We start from the raw sequence: 19,224 nt of genomic DNA, 5'->3' as shown, positions 1-19,224 counted from the left end.
TTCGCATGGTCGTGGTTTCCGTTTGCCTGAATGCCGGCGCTATATAGCACTGGCCGGTCCGGCCGTGCGCTTGCGCAGCGCAACAGGCAGGCATACAATTCACATATTGATATTACATTTATGTACTAAATAATGAGCAGCTTCGAACTCACCGAACAACGCCTGGCGGTTACCTGCCGCCGCTATCCCGCGTTTCCGCGTGAACCGGCTGTGCTGGTGCGACTGGTCAAGCACATCCACAAGCGGGTGCATGACGACGCCAATGCGATCCTCAAGCCGTGGGGGATCGGCCATCCGGAGTACAACATCCTGATGATGATGTACGGCACCGAGGCGTATTCGCTGAATCCCTCGCAGCTGGCCGACGCCGCGGGCGAGAAATCTGCCAACATCACGCGCCTTACAAGTCAGTTGTGCGACAAGGGGCTGATCGAACGCACCGCCAGCGACGAGGACCGACGCAAGGTCACGCTGACCCTGAGCAAGCAAGGCCTGGCGATGATCGAGGCTTTCCTGCCATCCATCTGCACCCTGTTGGAGCGGCAGGCGGCCTGCCTGAAACCAGCCGAAAGCATGCAGCTGGAGACGCTGCTGAAGAAATTCCTGAACGGGCTCGACGAGGCCTGAAGCATGACGTCCGCGTCGCTGAACCAGCATTCCCAGGCCACGTCGGGCGCGTCGTGGCTGACCGAGGCTTTTGCCGGCGAGGGGCGCGCCTGGATCTTCGTGGGCAAGTCGGTACTGGCTTCGTGCCTGGGCGCGTGGCTGGCGATGTGGCTGCGGCTGGAACAGCCGTCCACCACCATGATCACCGTGGCCATCGTGATGCATCCGAAAAGCGGCATGGTGCTGGCGAAGAGCTTCTACCGCGGCATCGGCACCCTGGCTGGCAGTCTGTGCGGACTGGTTCTGCTGTGCGTGTTCCCGCAGCAACGCGAGCTGTTCCTGCTGAGCCTGTCCTTGTGGGTGGCGCTGTGTGCGGGCGGGGCCATGCTGTACCGCAACTTCATGGCCTACGGTTTCGTGCTGGCCGGCTACACGGCGGCGATCGTGGCGTTGCCGGTGGTGAGTTCGCCACTGGATGTGTTCAATTCGGCGTTGATGCGCGTCAGTGAGGTGCTGCTCGGCATTTTCGTGGCCGGCGTGGTCAGCGATGTGGTGGTCCCCGAGCGCCTGCGCATGGTGCTGCGGCAGAGCGCGCGCGAGCAGTTCGCACGTTTCATCGACTTTGCCCGCGGCAGTACGGGCGGGGCGATCCCGCGAGCGGAGATGGCCAAGGCACATCTGGAATTCGTGCGTGCGGCGGTGCAGCTGGAAGACCTGCGCGCCTCGGTGATCTTCGAAGACCCGGAGGCACGCGCCCGCAGTGCCCGCATGCGGCTGCTCAACCAGCACTACATGGCTGCGTCGACCAGCTTCCAGTCACTGCATCACCTGATCAACCGGTTGTTGCGCAACCAGCGAACGTCGGTGGCCGATGCGTTGATCGCACTGTACCGCCCGCTGGGTGCGGCGCTGGCGCCCGCACCCGCGCAGCGCCATGATCCGGATGTGCTGGCGCCGCGGCTGCGCGCCTGCGTCGAAGCATTGCCGGTGCACGCCGAATCGCTGCGTGCCACCCTGACCGATCCGGCGGCTCAGCTCGAATTCGATACCGGCGACACCCTGCTGCGCCGCTTCGCCTCCGAGCTGCACGAATTCACGACAACCGAGATCGCGCTGCGGGCCGGCGTCCAGCGTGGCAATGTGGAGCGTGCGCATTTCCATCGCGGCAACGACCATGCGGGCGCCGTCGTCGCGGTGCTGCGTACCTTCCTGACGATGATCACGCTGAGTGTGTTCTGGGTGATCAGCGGCTGGCCCTACGGTGCCAGCGCAATGCTGCTCGCCACCATCTTCAGCGGGTTGTTCGCCGCCTCGCCGAACCCGTTCGCGTCCACGTTCGACATGCTGATCGGCTATACCGCCGGCATGGTCTGCGCGTTCGTGGCGATGTACTGGATGCTGCCCGGCAGCGACGGCTTCGTGATGCTGCTGGCGGTGATCGTGCCGTTCCTGATGATCGGCCCGTGGCTGAGCACAAGACCGCGCTGGGCAGGTATCGGCGGCGGCTACGCGATCGGTTTCGTCTACCTGCTGTCGTTGAAGAACCCGATGGTCTACGACCCGGTCCACACCCTCAACGATGCACTGGCGCAGTTGGCTGGCGTGGCGCTGACCGGCGTCGCCTTCGTGTTCATACCGGCAGTGACCGGCAGCGGCTGGCAGCGCATGCGGCAGATGCGCCGGCTGCGTGGCCAGGTGATGCTGGCCGCGACCGAGCCGCTTCCCGGGCTGGCTTGGCATTTCGAAAGCGTCAGTCGTGACCTGTTCCAGCAGCTGGTCGCGCACACGCGGCCGGGCAGCGGGGACGCGCGGCGTCTGCTGGCCTGGGCGCTGGCTGTGCATGAATGCGGTCGCGCGCTGATCGAACTGCGTCGGGAGCTGCAGGACAGTGCCGTGTCGCCCGACCTTCGACTGGCGGTCGATACGGCCGTGCACCGTGTGGCGCGGCTGTTCAGCCAGCCGGATGCGGTGCGCTGGCGCAGTGCCGATGAAGCCGTGCAGCTGGCGTTGCAGGGCTGTGTCGAGGCCGGCCACGGCGCCGCACCATTGCGCCCCTATCTGCATCAGTTGCGCAGTGCGCTGCGCGACGAGGAATCGCCGATGGCGGCCTACCAGCAGGCCGACCCGATGGAGTCCGCCCATGCCGCGTGAGATCGCTCTTTCCGATGTGCTGATGCCCGGCCTGCTGCCGGTGTTCATCGGCAGTCTGTTGCTGATGTGGCTGATCGATTCGTTGATCGGCCGCTACGGCCTTTACCGTTTCGTATGGCATCCGCCGCTGTTCCGCCTGGCCGTGTTCGCCGGCTTGTTCAGTCTGGCGGCCTTGCTGTTGCTTCGCTGAGCTGCGTACAAGACCAGGTTTCGACCATGAACAAGACTTCGCTTCCGCGCTTCATTCTCACTGCCCTGGTGGTGGTGATCGCCATCGTGCTGGGCCACGCGCTGTGGAAGCACTACCTGTATTCGCCCTGGACCCGCGACGGTCGTGTGCGTGCCAACGTGGTGCAGGTGGCGCCCGATGTGTCCGGCCTGGTGGCCGCGGTGAAGGTGAAGGACAACCAGTTCGTCCACAAGGGTGACGTGCTGATGGTGATTGACCAGCAGCGCTACATACTCGCGCTGCAGCAAGCGGAGGCCAATCTCGATGCCGCTCAGGCGAATGCACGGGCGGCCGGCGCCGGTACTGCGGCAGCGGCGGCGGCCATTGCCGGGCGCGAGAGCGAATACCAGATGTACAGGGCCCAGGCCGCGCGTCGCCTGCGCATGGCCGAGCGCAACGTTATTTCCGAAGAAGCGCGACAGAATGCGGTGGATACCGCGAACAATGCCCGCGCCGACCTGCGCGCCGCGCAGGCCTCGCGCAAGCAGGCCAGCGCCTCGGCGCAGCAGGCGCTGGCTGCCGTGCAGCAGGCGCAGGTCGCAGTGGATGTGGCCAAGCTCAACCTGCGGCGCACGGAAGTGCGTGCGCCTGCGGACGGCTATGTCACCAACCTGGACGTGCGCGTCGGCGACTACGCCACCACCGGCGTGGCCCGGCTGGCCCTGATCGACAGCCACAGCTACTACATCTACGGCTATTTCGAAGAAACCAAGCTGCCGCAGCTGCGCGTGGGCGATCCGGTCGACATCCGGCTGATGGCCGGCGGCGTGCATCTCAAGGGCACCATCACCGGCATCGCCCGGGGCATCACCGACAGCGACAACCCGACCGGCAGCAACCTGCTGGCCAACGTAAATCCCACCTTCAACTGGGTGCGCCTGGCGCAGCGCGTGCCGGTGCGCATCGCCATCGACACCGCCAGCGTGCCCAAGGGCATGGTGCTGGCAGCGGGCATGACGGCCACGATCGAAGTGAAACCGCACGCGAAGCACTGACACGCGACTCGCGTTAGGCTACGGGGCATGGACGCGATCCTTGCTCCGCACGATCTGCTGGCCCTGTTCTGTGGTGCGCTGGTCGGTGCCTCGCTGGCGCTGATCGGGGGCGGCGGCTCGATCCTCGCTACGCCGCTGCTGCTCTATGTGGTGGGCGTGCACGACCCGCACCTGGCGATCGGCACCAGTGCGCTGGCGGTGTCGCTGAATGCCTTCGCCAACCTGGTGCCGCATGCACGGGCCGGCCACGTGCGCTGGCGCGAGGCGACGGTGTTCGGTGTGGCTGGCGTGGCCGGCGCGTTCGCCGGTGCCAGCCTCGGCAAGTGGCTCGATGGCCAGCGTCTGCTGGTGTTCTTTGCGATTCTGATGCTGGTGGTGGCTGCGCTGATGTGGCATCCGCGCGCCTCGCGGGCGCCGGTGCGCCGGCCGCATCCGCTGCCGTGGCTGAGCGGCACCGGCCTGTTCGCGGGCGGGTTGTCCGGCTTCTTCGGTATCGGCGGCGGTTTCCTGGTGGTGCCGGGCCTGATGTTCGCCGGCGGTCTCGACGTGATCGAGGCGATCGGCTCGGCGCTGCTCGCGGTGGGCATGTTCGGCGCCACCACCGCGGCCAGCTACGCTGCGTCGGGCCTGATCGACTGGCACATCGCCGCCGAATTCCTCGCCGGCGGCCTGGTGGGCGGCTGGATCGGTGCACTCGGTGCCCAGCGCCTCGCGCGCAAGCGCGGCGTGCTCAACCGGCTGCTGGCGGTGGTGATCGCGGTGGTCGGCGTGTTCATGCTCTGGCGCGAGATAGGGCGCGTGTAAGTTTTTGGTGGCGCGTGAGGACTAGGAGAGAGGTCATCACCACGCGTGAGGTTGTCGCCATGTCCGTCGTACCCGAAAGCCTGCCGGTCGCTGCAGTGCCTGCACGCCGGGCGTTGTACTGGTGCCTGGATGGCCTGCGCTTATGGTGGCGCGCGCCATTCAGATTGTTCGTGCTGTGTGCATTGCAGCTGCTCGTCGAGACTATCCTTCAGCTGATCCCGTGGATCGGTGTGGCCTTGTCCAAGCTGGTCGTTCCTGTTCTGCTGATGGGTATCTTGCTCGGGTTGGATGAACGGGCGAGGGGAGGGCACCTGCGCTGGTCGTGTCTGCTGGATGGCATGTGCCGTCGAGAGTTGTGGCCGGTACTGGCGCTGGCAGCGATGTGGGGGCTAGGCGTGTTCGCCGTGCAGCAGGCTGTGGCCTGGCTGGTGTATGGCTGGCCGGCGGTGGACGCAGTGCTGCTCGGGCATGCCATGGCCCACCGGGAGTTGATGACACTGACGTTCATGCGGGTACTGCTGCTGCCGGGCGTGCTGGTGTCAATCCTGCTGCTGCTGGCACCGTGTCTGTTGCTGTTCGACGGCCAGTCACCGTGGCGCTCGATCACCGGCAGCGTGCGCATGGTGCTGCGCCATGCCTCCCCTTTCGGCGTGTTGCTGCTGATCGATCTGGCGCTGTTCCTGCTGATGCTGTCCACAGGCTGGACTATGCTCGTCATGCTGCCGTTCGTGGTGCCCTGGTCGATGGCGAGCACGTACGTGGTGTGGCGCGATCTGCGGTCGGTGGTGCCGACTCCGGTCGTGGCGGACTGAGGACGATGGGGCAGGGGGCGTTCGACACGCTGCTGCGCGAGCATGCCGGTTTGCTGTCGCGCATCGCAGCGAGCTACGAGGCCGATCCGTCGCTGCGCGACGATCTGCTGCAGGACATGACGCTGGCGCTGTGGAAGGCTTTGCCGGCATGGCGCGGCGAGGCTGCGCTGAAGACCTTTGTGGCGCGCGTGGCGCACAACCGTGGCGCCAGCCACGTGATCGGCCGTACACGGCACCCCGCGACGCACGTGCTCGACGAGAACCTGGCGGATCCGGCGCACAGTCCGGAGTCGCACGCGCAACTGGAACAAAAGCGTCTGCGCCTGCAGGACGCGGTGCGCGCCCTGCCGCTGACCCTGCGCCAAGCGGTGACGCTGGCGCTGGAAGGTTTCAGCCAGCAGGAAATCGCCGACGCGCTGGGCATTAGCGCGAACAACGCAGCGGTGCGTCTAAACCGCGCGCGCAAGGCGCTCAAGACAGCATTGGGAGAATCCGCATGATTCCGCACGACGACTGGAGCCGCTGGGGCGAGGACTGGCAACGCCAGCCGCCGGTCGACCTGGGTCGCCTGCGCGCGCGGGTGCGACGCAAGCTGTGGCAAATGCGTATGGTGATCGCGTTCGAATGGCTCGTTTCGCTGGTGGCTGCGGGCCAGCTGGTGCGCGTGTTGTTCATGCCGGCCGCGGATGCCCGCTGGAAGCTGTGGGCGGTGCTGGTGTTCGTGGTGCTGATCGCGCCGACGCCGTACCTGTCTCTGCGCGTACGCCGGGGTACCTGGCGTGCGCCGACCGGGAGCGTGTCCGACCTGCTGCGGCTGACTGCGCGCCGGGCGCGGGCGGGTATCCGCATCGCGTGGATCAACATCCTCAGCATACCGCTGCTGCTGGCGATCACTTTGCCGATCGCCGCGCCCTGGCTGGCGCCGTCGCGCTGGCGTCACGATCCCGCGTTCCGGCACATGTTGATACTGAACGTGGGTTTCTGCGGGACGATCTTCCTGGTGGCGCTGGTGTTCTTCGTGTTCTTCCTGCGCCGGCAGCGACGCCGGCTGCGCCAGGTGGAAGCGCTGTTGCGCGAGGAGGATAGCTGACTGGGGCGGATTGCCGGTATCGGCGCAAACAAGGCAAGCTTGGCCGCTGTTGCTGGCGTTCTTTGCGTATCCTGCCTCCATGAACAAGCTGATCAGTGCGCCCCGGCGGATCGCCCGCCGTCTTGTCTCGCCATTGCGCCGCAAATCGCGTGCGTGGCTGGAGTCCCTGCCCGGATTCGCCGTGCCCGCACAGGCCATCGAGACACTGCATGAGCCGGCGGCGTTCCGCCAGGCCCTGCTGACGCAGATTGCGCAGGCCACGCGGCGCATCGTGATGGTGGCCTTGTACCTGCAGGATGACGACGCAGGGCACGAGGTGCTGGATGCGCTGTATGCGGCGCGTGCCAGGCATCCGGAACTGGAGATCGACATCTATGTGGACTGGCATCGTGCCCAGCGCGGACTGATCGGCAAGCACAAGAGTCCGGGCAATGCGGCGATGTACAGGGAATACGCGCAGCGGTTCGGGGCAGGCGTGCGGATCTGGGGCGTGCCGGTGCAGAGCCGTGAGTTGTTCGGCGTGCTGCACCTCAAGGGCTTCGTGTTCGACGACACGGTGCTGTACAGCGGCGCCAGCCTCAACGACGTGTATCTGGCCACGCATGGGCGCTATCGGCTGGACCGCTATCACTGCATCCGCGACCGCGAACTGGCGGACAGCATGGCCGGGTTCGTGCGGGGACAGTTCCACGGCAGCGAGGCGGTGCGACGGCTGGACCTGCCCGATCCGCCCTCGACGCGCAGCCTGTTGCCGTCCATCCGGGCCTTTCGCGCGCAGCTGCAGCAGGCTTCGTATGCACGCCCGCAGCTTCCCGCGCTGACGGACGGGCAGGTGGCCGTCACGCCCCTGCTCGGTTTCGGCCGGGCCGAGAATGCGCTGAATGCCGCGATGCTGGCGCTGCTACGCAGCGCGCAGCGCGAGATCGTGCTGCTGACACCCTATTTCAATCTGCCCAAGCCGGTGCGTGTGGCGATCGGTCAGGCGCTGCGGCGCGGTTGCCGCGTGGACATCATGGTCGGCGACAAGACTGCCAGCGACTTCTACATTCCGCCGCCGCAGCCGTTCCGCACCATCGGGCTGCTGCCTTACCTGTACGAGAACAACCTGCGCCGTTACATGCGTGCGCATCGCCGGCAACTGGAAAGGGGTCAGCTGGTCGTCCGTCTATGGCGCGACGGGGACAACAGCTACCACCTGAAGGGCCTGTTCGTTGACGACGAGTACGCCCTGCTCACCGGTCACAACCTCAACCCGCGCGCCTGGGCGCTGGACCTGGAAAACGCGCTGCTGCTGCGCGACCCCGCAGGCCAGTTGCTGGCGCAGCACCGTGCCGAGCGCGAGGCGCTGCACCGGCATGCCGTGACCGTGGCCGATTACCGTCAGCTGCAGAGCCTGCGCCGCTATCCACCGGAAGTGCAGCGGCTGCTGCGCCGGCTGAGCCGGGTCCGGCTGGACCGGCTGGTGAACCGGTTGCTGTGAGAGGCGAGGCCGTTCAGGCGTCGAGATCGGGGATCAGCTTGCTTTCCAGCCGCGCGATGGTGTCTTTCAGCAGCAGGCGGCGTTTCTTCATGCGGGTAAGCTGCAGCTCGTCCCTGCCGATGGCGGTGGCGAGCCGGTCGATGGCCGTGTCCAGGTCGCGATGCTCCACCCGCAGCTCGGCGAGCAGGTGGGCAAGCTGGGTAGGATCCTGGACTTGCATGGCATGAACGGCAGGGGCGATGGTCGGCAAGTGTAACGCCGCCGGATGACAACCAGCGAGCGGGCTACAATGGTGACCTTTTCCGCTTGTCCCGAGTCATGTCCGCCGATTCCGCCCTTGCTTCTCCCGTGTCGCGCGATGCCGGCCGCGTTGCTGCGCGCCTGCAGCGGCTGACCGGCCAGGCGATCGGCGATTTCGGCATGATCGAGGACGGCGACCGGGTGATGGTCTGCCTGTCCGGGGGCAAGGACTCGTACACCCTGCTGGACATGCTGCTGGCGCTGCAGGCGAAGGCGCCGGTCCGCTTCGAGCTGATCGCGGTCAACCTGGACCAGAAGCAGCCGGGTTTCCCCACGCATGTGCTGCCGGACTACCTGCGCCAGCGCGGGGTGCCGTTCCATGTCATCGAGCAGGACACCTACAGCACGGTGACGCGGGTCATTCCCGCGGGCCGGACGATGTGCGGGCTGTGCTCGCGGCTGCGACGCGGCGCGCTGTACGCCTGGGCGGCGGCCAATGGCATCAGCAAGATCGCACTGGGTCATCACCGCGACGACATCCTGGCCACCTTTTTCCTCAACCTGTTCCACCAGGGCAGCCTCAAGGCGATGCCGCCCAAATTGCGCTCGGACGACGGCCGGCACGTGGTGATCCGCCCGCTTGCCTATTGCCGCGAGGACGATATCGCCGAGTACGCGGGCCAGCGCGGCTTCCCGATCATTCCGTGTAATCTCTGCGGCTCGCAGGAAAACCTGCAGCGCCGGCAGGTGCGGCGCATGCTGGACGAGTGGGATGCGCAGCATCCGGGGCGCAGCGAGACCATTTTCCGCGCGCTGGGCAGCGTGGCTCCCTCGCAACTGGCTGACCGCAGCCTGTTCGATTTCGCGTCGTTGCGCGCCGAGGGGTGTCGCGAAGACGCCAATACCGGCGATAATCGGACGTCCATACGTCCATCCATCCATTCATTCGAAGACGAGTAGAAGCCGTGTCCCTTTTTGCATCCGTTGAAATGGCCCCGGGCGATCCGATCCTGGGACTTACCGAGCGCTACCTTGCCGATCCGCGTGCGACCAAGGTGAATCTGGGCGTGGGTATCTACGTCGACGAGCAGGGCCGGGTGCCCGTGCTGCAGGCGGTGCGCGAGGTTGAACAGGCGCTGGCGCGCGACGAGCAGCCGCGCGGCTATCTGCCGATCGATGGCCTGCCGGCCTACAACCTGGCTACCCAGAAGCTGCTGTTCGGTGAGGAGTCGCCGCTGCTGGAAGCCGGCCGCGTGGCCACCGCGCAGACCATCGGCGGCAGTGGCGCACTGCGGGTGGGGGCTGACCTGCTGAAGCAGGTGCTTGGCGACAAGGCCACCCTGGCGATCAGCGACCCGAGCTGGGGCAATCACCATGCGGTGTTCCGTACCGCGGGCTTCAAGCTGCTCGATTACCGCTACTACCACGCCCCGACGCGGGGGCTGGATTTCGCCGGCATGCTGGAGGATCTCGGCAAGCTGGAGCCCGGCACCGTGGTGCTGCTGCACGCCTGCTGCCACAATCCCACCGGTGTCGACCTCGACGAAGCGCAGTGGGGCCAGGTGATCGCGCTGCTGAAGGAGCGCAACCTGCTGCCGTTCGTGGACATGGCCTACCAGGGCTTCGACAAGGGCACCGATGCCGATGCCACCGCCGTGCGCCTGCTGGCCGACTCGGGCATCCAGGCTTTCGTGGTGGCGAATTCGTACTCCAAGTCGTTCTCGCTGTATGGCGAGCGGGTCGGCGCGCTGTCCTTCGTGGGCGCGGATCGCGAAGAGGCCGATCGGCTGCGTTCGAAGATCAAGCAGACCATCCGCGCCAACTACTCCAGCCCGGCCACGCATGGCGGCAAGCTGGTGGCCGGCGTGCTTGGCAGCGTGGAACTGCGTGCGCGCTGGGAACAGGAACTGGGCGCGATGCGCGAGCGCATCCACGCGATGCGTGCCGGCATGGTGGACAAGCTGGCGGCCCTGGGCGCGCCGGATTTCGGCTTCATCAACCGCCAGGCGGGCATGTTCTCGTACTCGGGCCTGTCCAAGGAGCAGGTGGATCGCCTGCGCGAGGAATACGCCATCTACGCGCTGTCCAGCGGCCGCATTTGCGTGGCGGCCCTGAATACGGGCAATCTGGACTATGTGACGCGGGCTGTCGCCGCCGTCTGCGCCTGATCGATCCGGTTCGTTCTATTGCGCATGGCCGCCGCAAGGCGGCCTTCGCATCTTCATGGAAATCGCATGTTCTTCCGCAACCTCACGCTGTTCCGCTTTTCCCCTGCCGTTGCCGACGATCTCAAGCGCCTCGACGAGGTGCTGGGTGAACACCGCCTGCGCCCCTGCGGTCCGCAGGAAATGGCCACGCGCGGCTTTGTGCCGCCGATCGGCCGGGGTGAGGAGGCCGCGCTGACCCATGCGGTGAAGCACTGCACCTGGCTCACCGTGGGTGGCGAGGACAAGCTGTTGCCGTCGGCGGTGGTCAACGACGAGCTGCAGCGCAAGGTGCGCAAGATCGCCGAAGAGGAAGGCCGCAAGGTCGGCGGTCGCGAGCGCAAGCGGCTGAAGGAAGACCTGCTCAACGAACTGCTGCCGCGCGCCTTCGTGCGCAACTCGCGGCTGTCCGCCTACGTGGATACGAAAAACGGCTGGCTGGTGCTGGACACCTCCAGCCGCAAGTCGGCGGAGAACGCGCTGACCCAGATCCGCGAGGCGCTGGGCAGTTTTCCGGCCGTACCGCTGGCGCCGGAGGAAGGTCCGCGCGTGCTGATGACCGACTGGCTGGCCGGTGGCAACCTGCCGGCAGGCCTGGCGCTGGGCGACGAATGCGAGCTGCGCGACCCGGCCAGCGCCACTGGTGCCATTGCCAGGTGCCGCCGTCAGGACCTGGATGCGGACGAGGTCAAGGAGCACCTGCGCAATGGCAAGCAGGTGTTCCAGCTTGGCCTGGTGTTCGACGATCGCATGAGTTTCGTGCTGGGCGAGGATCTGGTGGTGCGCAAGCTGAAATTCCTCGATGTGGTGACCGACGAGCTGGGCGACAGTCACGAAGATGCCGCCGCCGAGGCGGACGCGGGCTTCGCCCTGCTGACGCTGGAACTGGAGCGGCTGCTGGCCAAGCTCGAGGAATGGTTCGGTTTGCCGCGTCCCAGCGACGGCTGAGATTCGCGCCTGCCAAGGCCTGCCGGGCCGTCCTGTGCGAGACCCTTGCGCAAGGGTGGGCGCTTCCCCACATACTGTCGTCCCGGACGCGTTTTCGACCTGCGAAGCGCACCGGCGGTTTGGGCACACGACATGGCGCAGCATCTCGAAGGCGACTGGCTGGAACTGGCGACGGCGCGCGGCAACACCATCCGGGTGTTGAAGGCCGCGCATCCGCGTGCACGCCGCTTGCGGCTGACGGTGACACCCAAGGGCGCGCGGGTGTCTTATCCGCATGGTACCCATCCGGCGCAGGTCAGCGCCTTCCTGCGCAGCCATGCCGAGTGGCTGGAGCAGAAACTGGACGAGCTGAACCTGATCGTGAAGCCGCTGCCGCCGCTGCGGTTGGGGCATGCGGTCGACTTTCCCCTGCGCGGCGAGTCCGCCACGCTGGACTGGGCAGAGGGGCCGTACCCGCGCATCGAGCCGTTCGATGGCGGCCTGACCCTGGTCATTCCGCGTCCCCACACCCGGGCCCTGCCGGTGGCGCGTGGCCTGCTGGCCTCGCACTTCGAGGCGCTGATCCGGCGTGATGTGTCGCGCTGGCTGGCCGGTTACGTGCCGCGGCTCGGGCTGGCGCCCACGGCCGTGCGGGTGCGTCCGCTGAAGAGCCTGTGGGGCAGCCTGGATACGCGCGACCGCATCAATCTCGATCTGGCGCTGGCACTCGCCCCGCCTGCGGCGCTGCGCTATGTGCTGGTGCACGAGCTGTGTCATCTGCGAGTCCGCAGTCATGCGCCGCGATTCTGGGCACTGGTGGAGAGCCTCTATCCCGACTGGCGCGAGCAGCGCGACTGGTTGCGGGTGAACGGCTCCAGCCTGAAGGCCGAGCTGGACCGGCTGGTGGCCGACGTGGCCGACTGAGCCGGTCGGGCCATGGCGTGGCCGGAAGGTGGCTGACAATCGTCACTCGATCGCCGGGTCGACAGCGTGCAAGATGTTGGCCTCACCGCTGCTGGGGCATCCGTCATGGCATCCGTTGACGACACCGCTGTCGCGCTGGTCTGGGTCGCATGGCTGCTCTACTGGGCCTGGAGCGCGCGTGGCGTGAAGGCGCCGGCACGCGAGGACAGCATGGGCTCGCAGCTGCTTTATCGCGTGCCGATGGTGCTGGCTTTCGTCATCCTGTTCATGCACGGACCACGTACCAGCGAGTTCTACGGCCGCTTCCTGCCCGCTTCGCCGGCATGGTGGTGTGTGGGCATGCTGGTGCTGCTGTGCGGACTGGGTTTTGCCTGCTGGGCGCGGGTGGTGCTCGGGCGCAACTGGAGCGCCGACGTGCAGGTCAAGCAGGATCACGAGCTGGTGCAGCAGGGGCCGTATCGTTGGGTACGCCACCCGATCTACACCGGCATGCTGCTGGGGCTGGCCGGAACCGCCTTGGCACTGGGGCAGTGGCGCGACCTGCTGGCGCTGGCCCTGGTCGCGGGCAGTTTCTGGTACAAGCTGCGCCACGAGGAGCGTTGGATGCGCGAAGTGTTCGGTGCCGTCTATGAGGATTACATGCGGCGCACGAAGGCCCTGATTCCCTGGCTGCTTTAAGGCGTGTCGTCAGGTCTGCGGTTGACGTGGCTGGCGCACGTAGCGGGTGCCCAGCAGATGGTCCCATAGCGGCGAAGTGACGCCGAAGTTGCTGTGCGGGTGGTAATGGTGGACGTGATGGCTGGCGGCCCAGCGACGCATCAGCGCGCTCTTGAAGCGCACATGGTGGATCACGAAATGGCTGACCCCGTAGGCGACGTAGCCGAAGGTCACCATGCCAAGCATCACCAGCGCGAAACCGGTCGGCAGCAGCAGCAGGCACAACGCGGTCAGGCCGCCGAGCACCGCCGCGGGCAGGAAGAACGGCAGCGAGTCGTAACCCAGCGGATGCTCGTGATGCTTGTTGTGCCCCTGCGTGAACAGCGGGATCCGCGTATGGAACATCCAGCGGTGGAAGAAATATTCGATGAAGCTGAAGGCCAGCAGGCCAGTTGCTGCGGCCAGGGCGACGACCGCCAGGCTGTCGCTGTGATGCCAGCCTGCGACCAGCAGGACCATGCCCAGAATGGCGTCCAGCACCACTTCGGCCCAGTAATTGGCCCGAGTGGATGACATCCGGATGATGGCATCCAGGGTACTGTGCATGATGTTCCGCTTGCTTGACTGCTGTTGCATAGCTCTCGTCTTCTCGTCAGAAAACGCGCCTGCCGCGGAACCGTTGCACGGATTCCCCCTGGCGCTGCCATCCTTGAGCCCTACATGATGCCCATAGTCAGGCTGACTCCCGCGTGAGCAGGGGTCTCGTCCATGCTTACGGGTATGGTGGGTATCATGCCGCAAGCACGCTCAATGCGACAGGGCAAAGGCGGTGAGTGCCTGCGCGGTTTCCTGCGGCTTCTCCAGCATCGGCATGTGGCCGCAGCCGATCAGCATGGTCGAACTGATCGCGCTGGCGTGGGTCAACCCGCTGCGCAGGCTGTCCATTGCCGAGATGTCGACGATGCGGTCGTCGTGGCACCACAGGCCCAGCACGGGCATGGTCAGCTGGCCCAGGCGGTTCTGCAGCGACAGTGCCTGGTCCGGCTGGCGCAGGGCGTCGAAGGTACGCTGGATGAAGGCGTGGCGCTGGGTGTTCTGCTTCACCAGGGCGTCCACGAAACGGCCGGGAATGTGCGGCGGCGTGTCGAAGGCCAGGGCCAGGGCACGTTCGAAGCCGGCACGGTCGGTGTAGGCGAACGGGTCCTGGCCCGCCAGAGCCGCCTTGTCGAAGGCGTTTTCGCGGGACTTCAGGCCGAAGCTGTCCAGCAGCGCGAGTCCGTCCACGTGCGCGGGATGTTCCGCGGCATAGACGCCGGCGATGGCGCCGCCCATCGAATGGCCCACCAGCAGCACCTGGCCGACCCCAAGTGCCTGCATGAAGGCCTGCAGCCGTGCAGCCTGCGCATCGATGTCATAGTTGCCATCGGGTATCCGCGAGGAACGTCCCCAGCCTGGCAGGTCGGGAATGATCAGGTGGAAGTGCGGTGTCAGCAGTTGTGCCACCGGCAGCCAGACCTGCTTGTCCGAATCGAAGCCATGCAGCAGCACGATGGTCGGCCCTGTGCCACCCTCGTAGTACGACCAGCGCGTGTCGCCAGCCTGGATCGACTTCTCTTCCAGGTGCGCGGCCATGGCCTTGCGCGCCGTATCCGCGCGCATCAGCAGGCGCGGGGCGAACAGGTAGCTGCCACCAAGCAGAAGAGCCAGCAGCACCGCCACGACGGCGAGAAACTTCAGGCGGCGCAGCAGCATGCGCTGCCAGAGAGGACGCTGGGGCGGATGGGTTGCAGACATGGGCTCAGGATTTCCTGGCGTTGGATGTGGAGTGGGAGTGGCGGAGCATTTGCTCGCCCATTTTCAGATATTCGGCCTCTGGCATCAGCCCCATGCGGGCACGCCGTTGAGCGAGGTGAGCTGCATCCTCGATAGGATAAAGGACAAAATGACCATCCTGGATCGATGTCTGCGTGCCGTAGATCTGCTTCCTGCCCTGTTGTACCCGAACACGGTCGACCATCAAGGCGTAGTCGTGATGCGACAGTTCGCCGCGCAGCATCAATGGGCGCGCGCGATCGAGCACCTTGGTCATGAAGGGGGTATCACTAACGGCGTGCTGAGAAAGCAGCCAGAAATTCTCTACGCCGTCCCGGCCCACTTCTGTTGCATCCGGAAAGCCGTGATGCTTTAGGATCACTCGCAGCCGCTGCAGGTGTGCCGCATCAAGTCGCTCCATATTCGCCTCTTCAGGCGAGCCACGCTTGAATCCCGTGCTCATCCAGGCACTTCGCGAATGCTGATCGGCCCGGGCCATCGCGGCCAGCTCCGCTTGCAGCCTCGGCAATGTCACGCGGTGCAACGGCGTGGCCAGCGACGGCGTGGCTACGATGGCCTGCAAGGTGTTGCCGGCATCGACAGCACGTTGTACCTGGCGTAGCCACGGGCCTAGTAGCGGCAACCCCGTGCTATCGCGATAAGGATTGGCATTCGCGGCAGACTCATGCGGGCTCGTAACGACTTTGCCGTGATCCAGCGCCAGCAGACTGCCGAATTGCTGGGGATGACCATGTTGTATTTCGATACGATCGTTGAGTCGTGCGAAAGCGCGTGCATCTATGTCCATGCCGATGCGCGACTGCATGGCGTTTTCCAGGGCGCTCTGGAAGTCATAGTCGCCCTTGGCACGGAGGGCGAGGTCGCCAGCTGCATCGACGCCTTTGCGCCCTGCCGCCGGAACCGTGGGCCAGCCATAGCGGGCAATCAGCATCTTGAACGCCGTGAGCGCGGGGCTATCCAGCGTGCCATGTCCTTGGCGATCGAGCTCAAGCAAGCTGCGGTGCAGTGCCGGTTGCCTGATGGTCGACGGATCGATGCGGATGTTCATCTCCGCCGCATGTAAATCAAAGGCTGCGGTCAGGGTCATCAACAGCAGCATGGCGAAGCTGGAACGGTGCATTAGGTCGGCTCCTTCCGTGGCATGTAAATGAACAGGTGTGATCGGCGTCATCGCGGAATTCATCCGCGTAATCGCGAGTGCCGCTTCCGGCGGACGACTACTCGGCCAGCTGGGACATGGCGAGACTGAAGCGCAGTCGGATGCCATTGTCCAAGCTGCGCGCCAACAAGCCTGCAGGCTCCAAGTATGCCATTGCCGGTGGAGGGCTCTTGAGCTGATGGCTCTCTAGCGCGGCAGTCGAAGCGTCCTGCCGGCCAGGCGGTAGCCGCCTTCGATCAGCACCGCCAGGCCGAGCATCGCCGCGAGCACCCACAGTTTGGCGGGGGCGCTGTGCGCGGTCTGTACGATCAGCGCGGCGAGTGCGGCAAGGCAGGCGAGGATGCCGGATGTGGAGAGCCAGCGGCGTCCGCCGGTGGTGTCTGCGCAGCGCAGGTTGGCGGCATTCACCGCGGCGAAGATCAGCAGGAAGCCCGCACTGCCCAGGGTGGAGATGCTGCGCAGGTCGAAACCGTTGGCCATCACCAGGGTCAGCGCGGCGGTGATCAGAAGCCCCTCGACCGGCTGTCCCCAGACCTTGCGTTCCAGCATCGACGGTAGTTCGCCGTCGCGCGCGATGCTGTAGCTCAGCCGCGCGGTGCCGTACAGGGTGGCGTTGATCGCCGAAGCCGTGGACAGCATCGCCGCACCGGCGATCAGGGCGAACCCGGCCTGGCCGAGGAAGGGCCGAGCTGCCTCCGCCAGCGCGTAATCCTTGGCTGCCACGATCTGCGCCACCGGCAGGTTGCCCACGGTCACCAGCGACACCAGCACGTACAGGGCGATCACGAAGCCGACCGAAATGTAGTACGCCCGCGGCAGCAGACGCTGCACGTCACGCACGTCGAGCGCGGTGTTGGCGATCAGCTCGAAGCCCTCGTAGGCGAGGAAGATGATCATGCCGCCGGCGACCAGCTGCATCGACGGCGCCCAACTGGCGGGTTCGATCCGTGTCGCGTGCACCGTTGCCAGACCAGCAACCACGAACACCAGCAGGATCGCCACCTTCAGCCCCACGATCCAGCTTTCCGCCTTGCCGATCCACTCGGCGCTGAGCAGGTTCAGGCCGGTGAGAAGCAGTACGCCCAGCGTGATCAGCACGTGCTTGCCCAGAGGCTGCCAGGCGGCCGGAAGAAAGGTGGCGCCATAGCTGCCGAATGCCAGTGCGTACAGCGACAGCATCACCACGTAGCTCAACCACAGCAGCACGTTCAGGCTGCCGGTGAACATGCCCGGCCCGAAGGCGCGGTCGAGAAAGGTGACGGTGCCACCCCGACTCGGAAACGCCACCGAGAGCTTCGCATACGAGTACGCGGTCAGCAGAGCCACCGCCCCCGCCACCGCGAACGCCGCGGGCGTGCCGCCGTGGGCCATCTGCACCGCCAGTCCGAGTACCGCGAAGATACCGCCGCCGACCATGCCGCCGATACCGATGGCCACCACTGGCCACAGTCCCAGCTTGCCGTCGCCCGTCTTTCCCATTCGCGTGTCCCGCGCCTGCCTAGCAAAGCGTGCAGTGTCGCATCGGGGTGCATGCATGTCATGCCGACCTGTGGCCGGTGTGGACGTATCCGCAGGCTTTTCGGGGGATATCGGTTTCCTGTGCGGACACTCACACGTAACGGTCGGCCAGCCGGTCGGTGGCTTCGACCAGGGCGTCGGTGATGGCAGGGTCGGCCGCGCTGTGTCCGGCCAGCACGATGCGCAGCTCGGCCTCTGGCCAGGCCTGGTGCAGGTCCAGTGCCGTCTTCACCGGACAGATGATGTCGTAGCGGCCGTGCACGATGGTGCCCGGGATACGGCGGATCCGGTCCACGTCGCGCAGCAGCTGGTTCGGTTCCAGGAACATGCCGCGACGGAAATAGTGCGCTTCCAGCCGGGCCACGCTCAGTGCCGCCTGCGGGTCGGCGAAGTCGCCCGCACCCTCGGGGTCGTGTTCCAGCGTGGTGGCACCGCCTTCGAAGTCGCTCCATGCCTGTGCGGCGGCGAGCCGGACGGTTTCGTCGGCGTCGTTCAGACGGCGCCAGTAGGCTTCGATCATCTGGTCGCGTTCGGCCTCGGGAATGAAGTCGCGGAAGTGCGCCCAGCGCTCCGGGAAGATGTAGCGGGCACCGCCATCCATTTCGTTGAACCAGCGCAGCTCCTCGTCACGGGCCAGAAAAATGCCGCGCAGCACCAGCCCGAGCACGCGCTCCGGGTGAGCTTGGGCATAGGCCAGTGCCAGGGTCGATCCCCACGATCCGCCGAATACCGCCCAGCGCTCGATACCCAGCGTTTCGCGGATCGTCTCGATGTCGGCGACCAGGTGTGCCGTGGTGTTGTCGACCAGGTCGGCAAACGGGGTCGATTGTCCCGAGCCGCGCTGGTCGAACAGCACGATGCGCCAGCGTGCCGGGTCGAAGAAGCGACGATGGTACGGCGCCACCCCGGTGCCGGGGCCGCCGTGCAGGAACACCACCGGCAGGCCGTCAGGGTTGCCGCATTCCTCGACATGCAGGGTGTGGCGCCTATCCACCGCCAGACGGCGGGTGCGGAAGGGTTCGATCTCGGGGTACAGCTGGCGCATGGTGTGCTCCGTGGCAAGTCGGGGAGAGTGGGAATGGGGGCGCTGCGCCGTTCAGTCGCGCGACAGGGCGCGGGCGGCATCCCACATGGTGCGGGTGATCGGGCGGTTGGCATGCGGCGTCTGCAGCACCACCAGGGTCGTGGTACTGACGCTGGCGTGGATCTTCAGCAGCCGGTCCAGCACGCTTTCCAGGTGCGCGATGGACATGGCCACCACGTGCAGCAGGGCGGAATCCTCACCGGCGAGCCGGCGGCAGTCGAGCACCTCGGGAATGTCTTCCACGATGCTGCCGATGCGCGCGCAGATGCCGCCGTCGCAACGCAGCCGTACCATCGCGTCGATCGCATAGCCCAGCCGCTTCGGCTCCACCGTGGCGCGGTAGCCGCTGATCACGCCGGCCTCCTCCAGCCGTTTCACCCGCTCGGCCACTGCCGGTGCGGACAGCCGCACCTTGCGGCCCAGTTCGGCGTAGCCCAGGCGGGCATCGTGTTGCAGGGCCTCCAGCAGCTGCCAGTCGGTGTGGTCTAGATCCGGTTTCGAAGCCAAGGTG

Annotated in this window: 21 protein-coding genes; 14 read left to right on the top strand and 7 right to left on the bottom strand. The window is 66.2% G+C overall.

Annotated features, from left to right (window positions below; all coding sequences use genetic code 11):
• Positions 1–132 precede the first annotated feature (132 nt).
• From RA164_RS15770 to pssA, 9 genes are all read left to right on the top strand, one after another.
• On the top strand, positions 133–627 hold the full coding sequence (locus tag RA164_RS15770; protein WP_329741790.1) for a MarR family transcriptional regulator: 495 nt from the start codon (positions 133–135) through the stop codon (positions 625–627).
• A 3-nt stretch (positions 628–630) separates the two neighbouring features.
• Positions 631–2,757 (top strand): FUSC family protein, encoded by a 2,127-nt coding sequence (locus RA164_RS15765; RefSeq protein WP_329741789.1) that lies wholly within the window; start codon positions 631–633, stop codon positions 2,755–2,757.
• Complete coding sequence (locus RA164_RS15760) at positions 2,747–2,947, top strand: DUF1656 domain-containing protein (RefSeq protein ID WP_329741788.1); 201 nt, start codon at positions 2,747–2,749, stop codon at positions 2,945–2,947. The genes RA164_RS15765 and RA164_RS15760 overlap by 11 nt, the downstream gene beginning before the upstream one ends.
• 26 nt (positions 2,948–2,973) lie before the next feature.
• Positions 2,974–3,981 (top strand): HlyD family secretion protein, encoded by a 1,008-nt coding sequence (locus RA164_RS15755; RefSeq protein ID WP_329741787.1) that lies wholly within the window; start codon positions 2,974–2,976, stop codon positions 3,979–3,981.
• Between the two features lie 27 nt (positions 3,982–4,008).
• Positions 4,009–4,785: a sulfite exporter TauE/SafE family protein gene (locus tag RA164_RS15750; protein WP_329741786.1), complete on the top strand. Its 777-nt coding sequence runs from the start codon at positions 4,009–4,011 to the stop codon at positions 4,783–4,785.
• Positions 4,786–4,844: 59 nt separating this feature from the next.
• Positions 4,845–5,597 carry a hypothetical protein gene (locus tag RA164_RS15745; protein WP_329741785.1) on the top strand — a complete coding sequence of 251 codons (753 nt, stop codon included), beginning with the start codon at positions 4,845–4,847 and terminating at the stop codon, positions 5,595–5,597.
• Between the two features lie 5 nt (positions 5,598–5,602).
• Positions 5,603–6,097 (top strand): RNA polymerase sigma factor, encoded by a 495-nt coding sequence (locus RA164_RS15740; protein WP_329741784.1) that lies wholly within the window; start codon positions 5,603–5,605, stop codon positions 6,095–6,097.
• Positions 6,094–6,687 carry a hypothetical protein gene (locus RA164_RS15735; RefSeq protein WP_329741783.1) on the top strand — a complete coding sequence of 198 codons (594 nt, stop codon included), beginning with the start codon at positions 6,094–6,096 and terminating at the stop codon, positions 6,685–6,687. The genes RA164_RS15740 and RA164_RS15735 overlap by 4 nt, the downstream gene beginning before the upstream one ends.
• Positions 6,688–6,766: 79 nt before the next feature.
• The gene (gene pssA / locus RA164_RS15730) at positions 6,767–8,167 is read left to right on the top strand and encodes a CDP-diacylglycerol--serine O-phosphatidyltransferase (RefSeq protein WP_329741782.1); all 1,401 of its coding nucleotides are present in this window, start codon (positions 6,767–6,769) and stop codon (positions 8,165–8,167) included.
• 13 nt (positions 8,168–8,180) lie between these two features.
• Here pssA and RA164_RS15725 read toward each other — a convergent pair whose 3' ends face one another.
• Positions 8,181–8,387 carry a YdcH family protein gene (locus tag RA164_RS15725; RefSeq protein WP_329741781.1) on the bottom strand — a complete coding sequence of 69 codons (207 nt, stop codon included), beginning with the start codon at positions 8,385–8,387 and terminating at the stop codon, positions 8,181–8,183.
• 98 nt (positions 8,388–8,485) lie between these two features.
• Between RA164_RS15725 and ttcA the strand changes: the two genes are divergently transcribed.
• The 5 genes from ttcA to RA164_RS15700 all read left to right on the top strand — a co-directional run bounded on the left by ttcA (position 8,486) and on the right by RA164_RS15700 (position 13,140).
• On the top strand, positions 8,486–9,367 hold the full coding sequence (gene ttcA, locus RA164_RS15720; protein ID WP_329741780.1) for a tRNA 2-thiocytidine(32) synthetase TtcA: 882 nt from the start codon (positions 8,486–8,488) through the stop codon (positions 9,365–9,367).
• 5 nt (positions 9,368–9,372) lie between these two features.
• A complete protein-coding gene (locus RA164_RS15715) occupies positions 9,373–10,575 on the top strand; it encodes an amino acid aminotransferase (RefSeq protein ID WP_329741779.1) in 1,203 nt (400 codons plus the stop codon).
• A 66-nt stretch (positions 10,576–10,641) separates the two neighbouring features.
• Positions 10,642–11,559 carry a recombination-associated protein RdgC gene (locus RA164_RS15710; RefSeq protein WP_329741778.1) on the top strand — a complete coding sequence of 306 codons (918 nt, stop codon included), beginning with the start codon at positions 10,642–10,644 and terminating at the stop codon, positions 11,557–11,559.
• A 132-nt stretch (positions 11,560–11,691) separates the two neighbouring features.
• The gene (locus RA164_RS15705; RefSeq protein WP_329741777.1) at positions 11,692–12,462 is read left to right on the top strand and encodes a M48 family metallopeptidase; all 771 of its coding nucleotides are present in this window, start codon (positions 11,692–11,694) and stop codon (positions 12,460–12,462) included.
• A 105-nt stretch (positions 12,463–12,567) separates the two neighbouring features.
• Positions 12,568–13,140, top strand: a complete 573-nt coding sequence (locus RA164_RS15700) for a methyltransferase family protein (protein ID WP_329741776.1) — start codon at positions 12,568–12,570, stop codon at positions 13,138–13,140.
• Between the two features lie 9 nt (positions 13,141–13,149).
• Here RA164_RS15700 and RA164_RS15695 read toward each other — a convergent pair whose 3' ends face one another.
• From RA164_RS15695 to RA164_RS15670, 6 genes are all read right to left on the bottom strand, one after another.
• Positions 13,150–13,725: a sterol desaturase family protein gene (locus tag RA164_RS15695; RefSeq protein ID WP_329741775.1), complete on the bottom strand. Its 576-nt coding sequence runs from the start codon at positions 13,723–13,725 to the stop codon at positions 13,150–13,152.
• Positions 13,726–13,926: 201 nt separating this feature from the next.
• The gene (locus RA164_RS15690) at positions 13,927–14,913 is read right to left on the bottom strand and encodes an alpha/beta fold hydrolase (protein ID WP_329741774.1); all 987 of its coding nucleotides are present in this window, start codon (positions 14,911–14,913) and stop codon (positions 13,927–13,929) included.
• Positions 14,914–14,917: 4 nt separating this feature from the next.
• Positions 14,918–16,072 carry a DUF6624 domain-containing protein gene (locus RA164_RS15685; RefSeq protein WP_329741773.1) on the bottom strand — a complete coding sequence of 385 codons (1,155 nt, stop codon included), beginning with the start codon at positions 16,070–16,072 and terminating at the stop codon, positions 14,918–14,920.
• A gap of 225 nt (positions 16,073–16,297) precedes the next feature.
• Positions 16,298–17,590 carry an APC family permease gene (locus RA164_RS15680; protein WP_329741772.1) on the bottom strand — a complete coding sequence of 431 codons (1,293 nt, stop codon included), beginning with the start codon at positions 17,588–17,590 and terminating at the stop codon, positions 16,298–16,300.
• A 130-nt stretch (positions 17,591–17,720) separates the two neighbouring features.
• Positions 17,721–18,674: a prolyl aminopeptidase gene (pip, locus tag RA164_RS15675; RefSeq protein WP_329741771.1), complete on the bottom strand. Its 954-nt coding sequence runs from the start codon at positions 18,672–18,674 to the stop codon at positions 17,721–17,723.
• 51 nt (positions 18,675–18,725) lie between these two features.
• Complete coding sequence (locus RA164_RS15670) at positions 18,726–19,220, bottom strand: Lrp/AsnC family transcriptional regulator (RefSeq protein WP_329741770.1); 495 nt, start codon at positions 19,218–19,220, stop codon at positions 18,726–18,728.
• Positions 19,221–19,224 lie beyond the last annotated feature (4 nt).

The sequence above is a fragment of the Dyella sp. A6 genome, assembly GCF_036320485.1.
Taxonomy (GTDB): Bacteria; Pseudomonadota; Gammaproteobacteria; order Xanthomonadales; family Rhodanobacteraceae; genus Rhodanobacter_A; species Rhodanobacter_A aluminiiresistens.
The sequence above is the reverse complement of the archived record's forward strand: the minus strand, read 5'-3'. Positions and strand labels throughout refer to the sequence as shown.